Here is a 14,219-nt window from a genome sequence, read left to right as displayed (position 1 = left end):
TAAATAGAGTTAAGTAGTTGCAGGTTTATCTTCTAATTATACAAAAAACACTTAAAAAATAGCCGCGATGTAAACCAATAAACACACGATATGCTTATTACGTGGCGTGGCAGTTTATATTATACCTTATGATCTCAGCGTCATTGTCACTAATACAACGGCGTGATCAGTGCTTTGGTGGTCATGCTCAATCAAGGGATGGTCGTAGTTGTACGAATGAGCTCTGCAGCTCTGCTTAGCTCATATTTAATAACATTACTCATTGATATGTGGTAACGCAATTGTCGTTCAAATTCATAGAAAGTATTCAGTGGCTCAAAGATTAAATGTCGTAATTTAAAGCTGAGTAACGGAGACAACATAAACATTGCATCATCTAAATGATCTTCATATTACTCATGAAAGTTATCTTTGCTTCCCTTGCTCTAAATGATCAACTAGGATGGGTTGTTCGTAACCTTAATTAAAGTAACCAACGTTTAAGGAGTTTTGATGAGTAACAGCGAAAACTATACCCCGCCTAAAGTATGGCAGTGGGACGCGGAAAGTGGCGGTGACTGGGCAAAAATAAATCGACCAATTGCAGGCGCTACGCACCAGCAAGATTTACCCGTTGGTGAGCACCCTCTTCAGCTTTACTCACTGGCAACCCCTAATGGCCAAAAAGTCACCATCATGCTTGAAGAACTGTTAGAGCTTGGTATCACTGAAGCCGAATATGATGCGTTTTTAATTAAAATCGGCGATGGCGATCAATTTGGCTCAGGCTTTGTGGGTGTTAACCCTAATTCAAAAATTCCAGCGCTGATGGATCACAGTACGACCCCTATAACGCGAGTGTTTGAGTCAGGTGCTATTTTACAATACTTAGCAGAGAAGTTTGATGCGCTAGTGCCAAGCGACCACACCAGTAAAACCGAATGCCGTAACTGGTTATTTTGGCAAATGGGATCAGCACCTTATTTAGGCGGTGGTTTTGGTCATTTCTATGCCTATGCACCACACAAAATGCAATATCCTATTGACCGATTTACGATGGAAGTTAAACGCCAGCTAGATGTATTAAACCGCCATTTAAGTGATCATGATTACATGGCTGGTAGTGACTATTCAATCGCAGATATTGCTATTTGGCCATGGTATGGCTCGCTGGTATTGGGATATTTATACGACGCCGCCGAGTTTTTAGATGTTGAATCATATACCCACGTGATGCGCTGGGCAAAACAGATTGAACGCCGCCCTGCAGTAAAGCGTGGTCGTAGAGTTAACCGGACTTGGGGCCCAGAAGATGAGCAACTAGCCGAGCGCCACAGTAAAAGCGACTTTTAACGAAAACCTAACAGCGCGATTAGTATGACTAACCGCGCTGTTACTTATGCTGGCTGTAAATCTATTTGGTTATCTCGCGCCTGCAGGATCTGTAAGCCGCGAGCTAAGAATATGCCACTTAAAATACCGTAAATCGCGCTGACAATAACCATAAATTCTGTACTTTGCGTAACTGCTAGTTGTATTGCCAACATCACTCCAACACAATATTTAGTAAAGAAAATGGCCATTATTAGTATAAATGGTACTTTGCTACCAGGTATATGAAACACATGCTGCTCACTTATGTAGCGCACTCCCTTTGGCAAACCGAATTGACGAGCGACTCCCCAACCAAGTACTAAACACACAAACCAAACTGCTAATGCAATTACACCAGAAAATGCGGAGTACACCCCAAAAACTGACAGGCCAGCCATTGCGACAGGTAACACACAAACACTGCGTAACGTGACCTCTCTTGCTCGGGTTTGTTTGACACCAAGCACAATCAGGCCGGCAAATAACGCGAACACCCACAGCGGTGTATGTTTAATTATATCAATCACTAAACTTCCTTTTTATTGTTGTTATTGCTTATTGTATTAGTGCCTTGAGCTTAATCTTATTTAAATAATTAATAAAGTTACAATTACATTTTTTTAACCTTTATATACGTAGCAAGCTTAATGTGCCATCTCGATGCTAACTTAGAGAATAGTAAAAGGCGACGACAAACAAATATCGCAGAGTGTAATCGCCATCATTTCAGTAGTAGCAAAACAACAGCGCAATTTGATAACCAAAAACCACTCAGCAGCAAACTAAAACATTCTCTTAAATCGAATGGTTAAGCCATTAAATTGCATTGTTAATTTGTAATATAAAAGGATATGCTCTTATTAGTAATTTACAATTAAAGGAACGGCTATGAAGAACGTATTATTAATCAACTCATCACTCAACGGTGAAAACGGTAATTCACATCAGCTTAGTGAACAGTTCATTGCTGAGCTTACACAAAAAACTGACATTACAGTGACTCGTCGGGATGTTGCCGAAAACCCATTACCACACCTAACTCAAGCTGAAATGGGCGCATGGATGACAGAGCCTTCACAACGCAGCGATGAGCAAAACAAACTGGCTGCTATTTCTGATGAGTTGGTCACTGAGCTGCAAAATAATAAGCTCATCGTGATGGGCGTCCCTATGTATAACTTTGGTATTCCATCTACATTAAAAGCGTGGATCGATCGTGTTGCTCGCGCAGGCATTACGTTTAAATACACTGAAACAGGCCCTGTTGGGTTAGTTGAAAATACTAAAGTAGTTATTCTTGCTGCTCGTGGCGGTATGTACTTAGGTACTGATATGGACACGCAAACTAAGTATCTAAAAGACTTTTTTGCATTTTTAGGTATCAAAGATGTGGACTTTATTTATGCTGAAGGCCTAAATATGCCAGGTGGTGATGACAGCAAAAACGCCGCTAGTAAAGAAATTTCAGATTACGTATCGGCACTTTAATTTTTTGATAAACAAGCGGTCAGTAAGGACCGCTTTTTAGTTAGCCATGCTGATTTCATTTATTACACATTCTTATCGTCAGTGGATCCGTGTAACTCAACATTCAATACTTTTGTAAACTTGGTGCTTATGTTGCAACACTCTCTATAAACCGCCCATTTCGCTATGCAAAGGTGAAATCTTTTCACAGTTAGCGAAATTATTACAAAGGAGATGAGTATGACGATTAAGAAATCTGCACAATCACATTGGTCTGGCGATATTAAATCTGGTAAAGGTCAAATTAGCACCGAAAGCGGCGCTTTAGATAATCAGCCCTATGGTTTTAATACGCGCTTTGAAGATAAAGCGGGCACTAACCCAGAAGAACTAATAGCTGCGGCGCACAGTGCTTGCTTTAGTATGGCGCTATCACTTGCGTTAACTGAAGCAAATTACGTTGCTGATGATATCACCACCAGTGCAGTGGTTAGTTTAGATGAAGTGGATGATGGCTTTGAGGTTAGTCATATAGCCTTAAGTGTAGAGGCAAAAATTGCCGGTATTGCTGAATCAGAATTTAAAAAACTGTGCGAGCAAACCAAACAAGGCTGCCCTATCTCAAAATTAATGAATGCTGAGATATCACTCACAATGGCACTCAACTAAACTAAAAAATTAGCCGTATATAAGCCAAGTAATTATTACTTGGCTTTTTACTGCACGGTTTTTACTATACGTAAAAGGTATAAACATAAAATAACGTAAAATTTCAGCTAAATCTCTGGCCTAGCCAAGCTAAATAAATCATGCGTTGTCGTAAAGTAATCTCCGCCCATTTTACCAACGGTATTTAAAGCTCTTGGGTCAATATAGCCGTTAACAAGCACACTTTCATCAATATAAATACCAACTACATTTAATAACATCATTTGCCCGCCACCTGCTTGTTCAGAAATAGTGACCACGTCACGTAAGCTACATTCATAACGAACCTTAGCTGCTGCCACCCCCAATGGAGTTACTGATTGACTTGCACATGATGCGATCCCCACAGCCGTAAATTCACTAGTTTGCGAAGAAAAATTACCGCAGCTTTGATTCATTTGCTCCACCAGATTATGACTGACCACATTGATAACGCACTCTTTTGTGGCCAGTAAATTGTTTAAGGTATCCTTGTTTTGATTCTCAGCTGGATTTACCTGAGTCACACTCAATACCGGTGGATTAACACTTGCCACGGTAAAAAATGAATACGGCGCAATATTCGCCACGCCATCACTACTTAACGTACTTATCCACGCGATAGGCCTTGGCGTGATCCCACCAACCAATTTACTGTATGCCCCTTTTTGCTCGTCAGGATCAGTTAAATCAAAATACATCATCACCTCATTAAATTTAAACTCATTAAACTAAACGCCTTTTCACTTTGTTACGTATTAAAGACAAAGTAAATGAAAAAACGCTTTATTACTATGACACACTCTTTGTACTGGTTTACTAACGATTTACGACTAAGCGATAACGCATTAATCTCTCTTGCTGCAAAGCAAGATACAGCACTTAGCTTTGTATATTGTATTGACCCTCAATGGTTTAAAAGCAATCACCATGATTGCCAATCAATGGGACAACATCGCTGGCAGTTTTTAGCGCAATCTTTACAACAGTTAAACAATACTCTGAAAGACTATGGGCAACATTTAGTGATCTACCATCAAGCTGCTCATGAGATGATTGAACATTATTATCACCATCACAACGTGCGTACTCTATATTGCAGTGAACAAATTGGTTACGATGAGCAGCAAACGCTACTCAATGTAGCGAAAAATCATGGTGATCTTGTTATTAAACAAGCTAATACATTTACCTTATATGACAACCAGCAACTTCCTTTTACTATTAATGAACTGCCAGCAACATTTAGTCAATTCAGAAAGCTAATTGAGCAAACAACGCCCACTATCAATACACTTTTAGATCCTCCAGAGTACATAGCCAGACCTTTAATTGCTCCAATGCCTTGGCCAACTACATTGCCTAATGTCAGTAAAGAACGAGCGTTATTCGCAGGTGGTGAACAAAGTGCGACTGATCACCTAGCTGATTACTTTTCAAGTGCTAATCCATCTACCTACAAAGAAACTCGCAACGCTTTAGCTGGTATTGAAAACTCAACCAAGTTTTCTCCTTGGCTTGCTAATGGCTGCATTAGTGCTCGGCAAATAGTCAACGCTTTGCGTAATTATGAGCACATTCATGGCGCAAACGACTCAACTTACTGGATTTATTTTGAATTACTGTGGCGTGAATACTTTCAACTATACAGCCTGCGTTATGGCAATAAGTTATTTTCTTTTGCCGGAATTACAAAGCGTAAGCCACTAACCAGTTTTTACCCACAGCGATTTAAGCAATGGTGCACAGGCACAACACCGTATCCCATTGTCAATGCATGTATGAAACAGCTGAATAAAACCGGCTATATGTCAAATCGTGGCCGGCAATTAGTTGCAAGCTGCTTAGTAAACGAGCTCAAGCTAGATTGGCGCTTTGGCGCTGCTTATTTTGAACAACAACTGATTGATTACGACGTGGCATCTAATTGGGGAAATTGGCAATACCTTGCAGGTGTTGGCGCGGATCCTCGCTCGGGTAGGCATTTCAATTTAGTAAAGCAAACCCAAACCTACGATGCTAATAATCAATTTATTAATCACTGGCAAGGTGATGAGGTACACGCCATAGACTCGTTAGATGCCGCAGATTGGCCGTTAAGCAGTTAATAATGCTTAAAGAATAGCGGTGGTGAGAATAAAAGTTGTAGCACACAAAACCGAGCCTTTAAGACTCGGTTTTGTGCATTTTAGCAAGGTGCCACATTATTAAATGTTCTAATTTTTGTTTTTAAATCAAATGCTGCATAACCAGCCACAATAATAAAACAGCCTGCTGGCACAATATAAGAAAAAGCGACACTGAAGGTATCAATAAATACAGCCTGTACCACGGGTACTATCGCTCCACCTAAAATAGCCATTACTAATCCGGCAGCACCTAACTTTGCATCATCGCCTAAACCATGTAATGAAATTGCGTAAATAGTGGGAAACATTAACGATAAACAAGCCGATATACAAACTAAAGCCCAAACCCCACTTATAGTTGGCATTTGCACCATATATAAACATAATAGCGTCGCAATTACAGAGGTTGCCATTAATAGTTTTGCTGGTCTAATAAATCCCATAAGCCATGTCATCACAAACCGAGAGAACAGAAAAGTGATCATACTGTATTGCAAAAACGTTCCACCGGTCACTTCGTTTGTATCAAGTGCTTCCATAACGTATTGAATGGTAAAGGTCCATACACAGGTTTGCGCTGCAACATTAAAAAACTGCGCAATAACGCCAAAGCGATAATGTGTATTTTTAAATAATCGTTTAAAGGTTGCACGAAAATCGACATGCTTAGATACCTTTTTTTGCTTGCAAAAGTTAGGTGTTTTAGTAAATGCAATTGCCAGCCAAATAAGCACAAGTACGCAAGCCATACCCACATAAGGCACCATAACCGCATCTAGTTCTGCTTTTATTACCTGAGTTAGTTGCTCAGCGCTCATAGCTGCACGCTCATCTGAGGAAGCTATATTTAGGCTAGGTAAAATAAGGGTTGCGGCTAAAAACACACCGATATTAGTACCAACAGGATTGAAAGATTGCGCTAAATTTAATCTACGGGTTGCACTTTGCTGATTTCCCATTCCCATCACATAGGGGTTTGCTGAAGTTTCTAAAATAGATAGACCACCAGCTAACACAAATAAAGCGGCTAAAAAAAAGCCGTAAGTCATTGCTTGGCTTGCGGGATAAAACATAAATGCCCCCATCGCAGCCATGCCTAAGCCTGTCAATACTCCCGTTTTGTAAGAAAAGCGTTTATTTATATAAGCGGCAGGAATGGCTAAGCAAAAGTAGGCGCCATAGTAGCTAAACTGTACAAGTGCCGATTGCACTGAAGACATAGTAAATATTTTACTAAATACTTTAACTAACGGATCAGTCATATTTGCTGCAGCACCCCATGCTGCAAAGCAAAGTACAAGCAAAATAAAGGGAACCACCATCTCCTTAGAGACAAGAGGTGTTTTTGTATGTGTGTGTGTGGTCATTGCCATGTCTCAGTTGTTAACTTTGAGTAAAGCATTTAAACAGGTAAATATCACCTCGTCAATAAATCAACTATAGTTATTTATTACATTTAACAATACTTAATTGTACTCTGTCGTTAATTTAATATTAAATGATCAGCACAGTAATAAAACCAATGCTGTCGCCAAGTATGTCCGCTCAGTGTACAATTAGTTAAGTTATTCAAGACAATAACAGATTAGACAGGAATCATTATCAAAGCTAAAAACCCTCGACTCGTCTCACAAGAAGGCCGAAGCCAATCTGGCTTGCGTGCTCACAATGAACGTCGAATTATGTCTTTAATTCGTCAACAAGGGAGTGCGCCAAAAGCCGAGATAGCACAAAAAACGGGTCTTTCTGCACAAGCCGTTACAGTTATTATCAATAGCTTAGAAGCCGAGTCGTTATTAATAAGAAAAGAGCCACAGCGTGGCCGTGTTGGCCAACCCACGATTCCGTTTGCCTTAAATCCTGATGGTGCTTTTGGCATCGGCTTAAAAGTTGGTCGCCGAAGTTATGATTTAACCTTAATTGACTTGGTCGGAAATATTCGCGCAACCTTAAATGAATACTGTGCCTACCCTACTGTAAATAGTCTGCTCACTTTTCTAGAAAAAGGTATCAGCGTACTTAAAATGAGCTTAAGTGACGAGTTAGCCGAGCGTATTCTAGGTATTGGTGTTGCAACTCCTTTTGAAATTTGGAATTGGACTGAAGAAGCTGGCGCACCAAAGAAAGTAATGAATGAGTGGAAGTCTTTCGATTTTAAACAAAGAATCAATCAGATCATCTCTCTTCCTGTCTATGTATGTAATGATGATACCGCAGCATGCTCAGCAGAGCTGAGCTTTGGCAACCCAGCTCGCTTTACCGATTTTTTATACATTTTTATTGGCACTTTTATTGGTGGTGGAGTCGTTATAAATGAAACCTTATTTACCGGTAAAAAAGGCAATGCGGGAGCTATTGGCTCATTACCAAGGCCTGTACTCAATAGTGAAGGCCAACTAACATCGCAACAGCTGATCATGCAGTCTTCGCTGTATATCCTTGAAAAAATGCTTAAAGATGATGGCTACAATACCGACATAGTGTGGAGTTCAAAAGAATATTGGGGAGATTTAGGCCCTGTTTTAGATAAATGGATAGATCAAGTTGCAGATGGCCTTGCCTATGCAGCACTGTGCTCACTAGCTATTTTTGATTTTGAAGCCATTGTGATTGATGGTGCAATCCCTATCAATGTAAGAGAGAAAATAGTATTAGCAACAAAGTTAAAATTAAGCCAAGCCGATCATCGTGGCATTTATCGCTGTGCCGTACAAAGCGGCTCTATTGGTGCTAAAGCTCAATCAATAGGTTGCGCTAACCTACCGTTAATTATAAACTTTTCTCAAGATAACGTCAGCCTTTCCCACAACTAGCTTCCAATAAATTTATCAAGCAGCCGGCGCTATTCGCCGGCGCTTTAATATCCTGGATTACCCGCAAATAAATTCAATTAAATAACTCCATAAACTTGTACAAAAAAATAAGTAATAATAGTTGATTTATTGCTTTTAGTTCTCTACATTCTATTTACAAATTTGCCCAAACTGGTGAGGCGGGTTGATAAAACAGCAAGTTTTTAATCACACGCAACAAAAGCAAAAAATGGTTTAGGATTTGGCCACATAATCGTAACGGGTACATCTGGTCAAAAAAGAGTGAATCTATCAATGCCATTAACCCAGCTAAGTTAGCTGGCTTGATTCGAGAAGATACATAAAGCGACGTATTTTTTGACACCAAAATCAATAACTGTCTTGGTGGTCAAGGCTTAGATTTAACCAAAGGTATCGTTTAAAACGAGACGATACCCTGACAATTTTTATAGGAATAACGTAATGGAAGTAGTTGCAATTGGTGAAGCCTTAATTGATTTACTCTCAAATGATTGTATAGATAAAACAGTATTAAGCAGCGAGCTAGGATTCACTCAATTTGCAGGAGGTGCGCCCGCAAATGTAGCTGTCGCCGTAGCAAAGTTAGGCGGTTTGAGCTCATTGCTTGGTAAGGTAGGCGATGATCCGTTTGGTCGTTTTTTAATAAAGGCACTCGATACACATAATGTTAAAACATCACATGTTAGCTTTTCTAAAAAGGGTAAAACTGCACTAGCCTTTGTCTCATTAGATGAAAGCGGTGAACGTACATTTGATTTTTACGATAAAGACGCCGCGCATTATGATTTGCAGATTTCCGATTTAACCTCCTCTTTATTTGCAGCCCCTAAAATAGTGAGCTTTTGCTCAGGCTCTTTAGCTAAGGCTCACATATTAAATACTACGTTAAATGCACTAAAACACTTTAAAGAAGCAGACTCGGTTACATGCTTTGATATTAATTTTCGACCTGCCTTTTGGGATGAACCACTTACAGCCCCATCCATTATTAATGATATAGCTAAAACGGTTGATGTTATTAAAGCAAGTAAAGATGAGCTGATAGCCCTGTATGGTATTGAGCATATTGAAACCACAATAAAAAGCTGGGTAGACAATGGCGTGTCATTGGTTTTAATGACTGATGGTGGCGAGCCAATTACATTTTCCTCATGCTCATTTAGTGGTACATATCCTTGTCCACCAGCGAATGTCGTAGATACCACAGCTGCCGGTGATGCTTTTGTAGGCGGTTTTTTATACCAAGTAGCTTCGCTAGTAAGTGATAAAAACGAATTTACTGATTGGGCCAATAATTTTGAAAAAGTATTAAAAGCAATCGACTTTGCAACTAAGTGTGGCGCCTCAACTGTCGCAAAGTTTGGTGCATTCGACGCTTTACCAACGCAGCAAGACCTGTCTGCCTGAGCACTTACAATCAACCAGCCTATTTGTAACCTCTATTCTAACGACTAAAACTCATATTTTTAGTTTTAGTCGTCTAACAAAATCGCTTTTAAACTACTTTTACATTTAATACGTATAAAACTATTTATGCCTAATTATTTATAAACGATACGGTTTTGATATCACCAGTATGAAAGAAAAAATAAACATAGTCTGGTTTAAACGTGACTTACGCCTAAGCGATCATCAGCCTTTAAAAAATGCGTTTAGTAATGGCCTGCCCACACTATTAATTTATAACTTTGAACCTTTACTGCTTGCCGATGGGCATTACAACGAGCGGCATTGGCGCTTTGTCTATCAATCTATTGTTGATTTAAATACCCAACTAGCTCGCTATAATAGCCGCGTGTATATATTTAATGAAGACATGCAAACCCTACTTGAATCGCTTCACTCGCAGTTTGCAATCACAAACATGTTTAGCCATCAAGAAATAGGGCTAAACAACACTTTTGAACGTGATAAAACCATTAAAGCATGGTGCCAACACCATCATATTAACTGGTTAGAGTCGCCAACCGGGGCTGTGATACGTGGCAAAAAAAATCGCCACAATTGGAACGAACGCTGGCAACAAACCATGCAAGCACCTATTGCTATACCTAACTGGAAGCAAATAAAGCCACTCCCCCTTACTGACTATAAAACACCCAAGCTGCCTAGTGCCTATACGCAAGATAATGAATATTTTCAGCATGGGGGCCCACGACTTGCCCGTGAAGTAATGCAAAGTTTTTTTGCTGAACGCGGTAAGGGTTATCAAAAAGGAATATCTAGCCCTAGTTTAAGCCGTACTCATTGCTCTAGGCTATCGCCCTATTTAGCGTGGGGAAATATCAGCCTGAGGCAAGTGTATCAAATGGCGATTGACGCATACCATAGCACTTGTGCTGATAAAAAAGGTTGGCAGCGCCCGCTTGCTGCATTTGTATCTCGCCTGCACTGGCATTGCCATTTTATGCAAAAGTTTGAAAGCGAATGCAGCATGGAATTTAAAGCATTAAATCCGGGGTACCATGCATTTCCATATCGTGATGACGCACAAGTTACTAGCGATATTGAACGCTGGGCACAGGGGCAAACCGGTATTCCTATTATTGATGCCTGTATGCGCTGTTTAAAAGCCACCGGTTATATTAATTTTAGAATGCGCGCTATGTTAGTTAGTTTTGTTACGCATCATTTAAACATCAGCTGGCAACATGCAAGCCTGCCGTTGGCTAACTATTTTTTAGACTTTGAACCGGGGATCCACTACCCGCAAATACAAATGCAAGCATCGGTTACGGGCATTAATACTATTAGACATTACAACCCGATTAAACAATCTGAGGATCAAGACCCGAGCGGTGAATTTATAAAAAAATGGTGCCCAGAGCTTGAAAAGCTGCCTGTAGAATACTTGCATGAACCTTGGGAGCAAACACCCATGGAAGCATTATTTAACGACTTTAAACTAGGTGACGATTACCCTGCACCGATGATTGATTTAACCAAAGCGTCTAAAGAAGCGAGAGAACGGCTTTGGCAATATCGCGAACGTATTGAGGTTAAGCGCGCTATTCCTGCGATTTTAAAAAAGCATGTAAGCATCGCCCCTAGAACAAAAAGTACCAAGACAAACCATCACAATGGCTCATAAAAAACTAACTTTACCGCAAAAAACCTGCCCCACTTGCAAACGTGATTTTGCTTGGCGTAAAAAATGGCAGCGCGACTGGGATAACGTTATTTACTGCTCAGAGCGTTGTAAACGCAGTAAAGAGCTAAAGCTAACCCCTTAGTTAAATACAATAACCTTTGTTATCAACTCTAAAAATACGGTAATATCACCGTTATTATTAATAATAAATAGCATGAATTAAGGGATACTATGAATTGTACAAGTTGTGGTAAAGGGTTACTTAAACCAAGCTTTATTGAAGGTCAATTTCGTTCACACACATGCACGCACTGTAATGGCCACTGGATACTAATCGAAGACTTTGCAGCTTGGAAAGAGCGTAACCCAAACTTTGCATTTGCTGACAATATCTCATTCGAAGCCGACGCTAAAGACACTAAAAAAGCGTTAATTTGCCCAGTATCGGGGGTCATTATGCGTAAGTTTCGTATTTCATCAGCAACTGACCACCGTATTGATTACAGCGCACCAGTAGGTGGGATCTGGTTAGATGCAGGTGAATGGGAATTACTAAAAGAAGAAGGCTTAGCTGGTACATTGAATGCAGTAGTAACACAGCAATGGCAAAACCAAATTAGAGAGCAAAGTACCAAGCAAAACTTTAGTGACATATATGCTGATAAATTCGGCGCAGACACTTATACAAAAGTGAAAGAACTCAGAACATGGCTTAATGCACAACCGCAAAAAGCAGATTTGAGAGCCTACCTAATGGCTGAAGACCCATATTCTGCGGAAAAGTAAGCTGCTAAAAAAGTGGGACTCGCTGTATCGAGTCCTTTTATCACAAAAAATACCACAGTCATTGTACTTGTTTAATTTTCTTATTGCTGTGTTAACCGCATGCGCCACTGTTTTACTGTTATACTCAAATGCTAATACGCAGAAGCCAATCGCGGCTATGTCATATTTACTTTCAACTTGTCATTCTATGCAAGTTAACCACCTGATTTAAAACCGCTTTATATTAAAAATACTAATTTAGTAAATAACAAAACCCTTTACTGAGACCATTGTTTACAGTCAAGTGTTTCGCTTGCCTGTAAAACAGCCCACAGTTTGTTGGCGAAGTAGCATCATTCGTTTATGAACTCAGCATACTTTAAACAAGGCGATAGCATGAGTGAATTAACTATTGGCGTAATTGGTACGTCACGCAAGACAGATGAACGACGTTACCCTATCCACCCAGACCACCTTAAGCGCATTCCAGAACAACTTAGAAAACAACTGATCTTTGAACAAGGCTACGGCGAAGCTTTTAATGTGAGCGATGCGCAAATAGCCGCATTAACCGGTGGTGTTGCAAGTCGCAGTGATATTTTAACCAAAATAGGCACCGTGATCATCGCCAAACCGGTGCTTGCTGATTTACAGGAGCTACGTGAAGGTGGAACCCTTTGGGGCTACGTACATTGCGTACAACAACGCGAAATAACCCAAGCTGCACTTGATAGAAAGCTCACTCTCATTGCGTTTGAAGATATGTTTGTATGGTCGCCGCAAGGCAATGTTGGTCGTCATACTTTTTATAAAAATAACGAAATGGCCGGCTACTGTGCGGTGTTACACGCACTGCAGCTCAAAGGTATTGATGGACATTATGGTGATCAGCGTAAAACCATCATCTTTAGTTTTGGTGCTGTTAGTCGCGGTGCAATTTATGCACTCAAAGCCCATGGTTTTAGAGATATTACGATTTGCATCCAGCGCCCCGATCACGAAGTACGCGAAGAGATCCTCGACTGCCATTACGTTAAAGTTCGCCAAGGCCAACACGATGAAGCACGGATGATGGTGGTTGAACACGATGGTACGCAACGGCCACTAACGGAGCTCATTAGCGAAGCCGATATTATCGTCAATGGCACTTTTCAAGAAACTGCAAACCCGGTTAATTTTGTTATTGAATCTGAAGCGGACTGCCTAAAAGCAAATAGTTTAATTATAGATGTAAGCTGTGACGAAGGTATGGGGTTCTTTTTTGCTAAACCCACCACATTTGCAAATCCGATGTTTCGCTATGAAACCGTTGATTATTACGCGGTTGATCATACACCTAGTTATTTATGGGAAAGCGCAACACGTTCAATCTCAGCCGCCATGATTGTATACTTACCTACAGTATTAGCAGGCAAGGCACAATGGCAAAAAGATGAAACCATCCGTCGTGCGATTAATATTGAAGACGGTATAATCAAAAATACTGCGATTCTAGCGTTTCAAAAGCGCCAATTAAACCCGCCTTATAATGCACTTTAGTTATTAAACATCAATAAACACGCCGAGCAGCTAATCCTGCTCGACGAGTTCATCTGTAAGAGTCATTGTTCTGATGTTGTTTGCTCACCAGCAACTTTTTCTCTCAGTTGCATCACCACTTGATCTGATATAGCTAAATCTCCTTGCTTGGCACTAAAGCTATGAACAACCCCGGCAGTGGTAGCAACCACTTCCAACACCACTTTATCAAAATCAACATCAAATAAAGTTTGGTCTCGTACTACGGCATCCCCCTCATTAACGTAAATTGCCGAAATCGTAGCCTTACCCATCATTCCTTGTAGTTCAGGTACTTTGATATCCATATTGCTTCCTTTGTGGTTAATTTAAATG

Annotated in this window: 14 protein-coding genes; 10 read left to right on the top strand and 4 right to left on the bottom strand. The window is 40.2% G+C overall.

Features of this window, described 5'->3' with window-relative positions:
* The first annotated feature begins 492 nt into the window (after window positions 1–492).
* Window positions 493–1,332, top strand: coding sequence for a glutathione-dependent disulfide-bond oxidoreductase (gene yghU / locus H5186_RS02245; protein ID WP_149980847.1), 840 nt, complete (start codon window positions 493–495; stop codon window positions 1,330–1,332).
* Window positions 1,333–1,376: 44 nt separating this feature from the next.
* Here the strand turns inward: yghU and H5186_RS02240 are convergent, their stop codons facing one another.
* On the bottom strand, window positions 1,377–1,880 hold the full coding sequence (locus H5186_RS02240; RefSeq protein ID WP_182767472.1) for a DUF6622 family protein: 504 nt from the start codon (window positions 1,878–1,880) through the stop codon (window positions 1,377–1,379).
* A gap of 361 nt (window positions 1,881–2,241) precedes the next feature.
* On the opposite strand from H5186_RS02240, the gene H5186_RS02235 reads away from it, so the two are divergent.
* Window positions 2,242–2,841 (top strand): FMN-dependent NADH-azoreductase, encoded by a 600-nt coding sequence (locus H5186_RS02235; protein ID WP_182739389.1) that lies wholly within the window; start codon window positions 2,242–2,244, stop codon window positions 2,839–2,841.
* A 219-nt stretch (window positions 2,842–3,060) separates the two neighbouring features.
* Entirely contained in the window at window positions 3,061–3,489 is a 429-nt protein-coding gene (locus H5186_RS02230) for an OsmC family protein (protein WP_145237444.1), read from the top strand.
* A gap of 107 nt (window positions 3,490–3,596) precedes the next feature.
* On the opposite strand, the gene H5186_RS02225 is transcribed toward H5186_RS02230, so the two are convergent.
* Window positions 3,597–4,208 carry a flavin reductase family protein gene (locus tag H5186_RS02225; RefSeq protein ID WP_145237753.1) on the bottom strand — a complete coding sequence of 204 codons (612 nt, stop codon included), beginning with the start codon at window positions 4,206–4,208 and terminating at the stop codon, window positions 3,597–3,599.
* A gap of 72 nt (window positions 4,209–4,280) precedes the next feature.
* Here H5186_RS02225 and H5186_RS02220 point away from each other — a divergent pair, with 72 nt between their 5' ends.
* A complete protein-coding gene (locus H5186_RS02220) occupies window positions 4,281–5,615 on the top strand; it encodes a DASH family cryptochrome (protein ID WP_220493208.1) in 1,335 nt (444 codons plus the stop codon).
* Between the two features lie 80 nt (window positions 5,616–5,695).
* Here H5186_RS02220 and fucP read toward each other — a convergent pair whose 3' ends face one another.
* Window positions 5,696–7,003, bottom strand: coding sequence for an L-fucose:H+ symporter permease (gene fucP, locus H5186_RS02215; protein WP_145237450.1), 1,308 nt, complete (start codon window positions 7,001–7,003; stop codon window positions 5,696–5,698).
* A 288-nt stretch (window positions 7,004–7,291) separates the two neighbouring features.
* On the opposite strand from fucP, the gene H5186_RS02210 reads away from it, so the two are divergent.
* From H5186_RS02210 to H5186_RS02185, 6 genes are all read left to right on the top strand, one after another.
* Entirely contained in the window at window positions 7,292–8,449 is a 1,158-nt protein-coding gene (locus H5186_RS02210) for an ROK family transcriptional regulator (protein WP_220493207.1), read from the top strand.
* A gap of 462 nt (window positions 8,450–8,911) precedes the next feature.
* On the top strand, window positions 8,912–9,877 hold the full coding sequence (locus H5186_RS02205) for a carbohydrate kinase (RefSeq protein WP_182767474.1): 966 nt from the start codon (window positions 8,912–8,914) through the stop codon (window positions 9,875–9,877).
* Between the two features lie 169 nt (window positions 9,878–10,046).
* Complete coding sequence (locus H5186_RS02200; RefSeq protein WP_182794070.1) at window positions 10,047–11,561, top strand: cryptochrome/deoxyribodipyrimidine photo-lyase family protein; 1,515 nt, start codon at window positions 10,047–10,049, stop codon at window positions 11,559–11,561.
* Window positions 11,551–11,703 (top strand): DUF2256 domain-containing protein, encoded by a 153-nt coding sequence (locus H5186_RS02195; protein ID WP_182794069.1) that lies wholly within the window; start codon window positions 11,551–11,553, stop codon window positions 11,701–11,703. The genes H5186_RS02200 and H5186_RS02195 overlap by 11 nt, the downstream gene beginning before the upstream one ends.
* Window positions 11,704–11,792: 89 nt before the next feature.
* Window positions 11,793–12,347, top strand: a complete 555-nt coding sequence (locus H5186_RS02190; RefSeq protein WP_182717039.1) for a zf-TFIIB domain-containing protein — start codon at window positions 11,793–11,795, stop codon at window positions 12,345–12,347.
* 375 nt (window positions 12,348–12,722) lie between these two features.
* A complete protein-coding gene (locus H5186_RS02185; protein WP_145237471.1) occupies window positions 12,723–13,865 on the top strand; it encodes a N(5)-(carboxyethyl)ornithine synthase in 1,143 nt (380 codons plus the stop codon).
* A 62-nt stretch (window positions 13,866–13,927) separates the two neighbouring features.
* Here H5186_RS02185 and H5186_RS02180 read toward each other — a convergent pair whose 3' ends face one another.
* Window positions 13,928–14,191, bottom strand: a complete 264-nt coding sequence (locus H5186_RS02180) for a biotin/lipoyl-containing protein (RefSeq protein ID WP_149980857.1) — start codon at window positions 14,189–14,191, stop codon at window positions 13,928–13,930.
* Window positions 14,192–14,219 lie beyond the last annotated feature (28 nt).

The sequence above is a fragment of the Pseudoalteromonas sp. SG41-2 genome, assembly GCF_014164535.1.
Taxonomy (GTDB): Bacteria; Pseudomonadota; Gammaproteobacteria; order Enterobacterales; family Alteromonadaceae; genus Pseudoalteromonas; species Pseudoalteromonas rhizosphaerae.
This window is presented reverse-complemented; position numbering and strand designations above follow the sequence as displayed.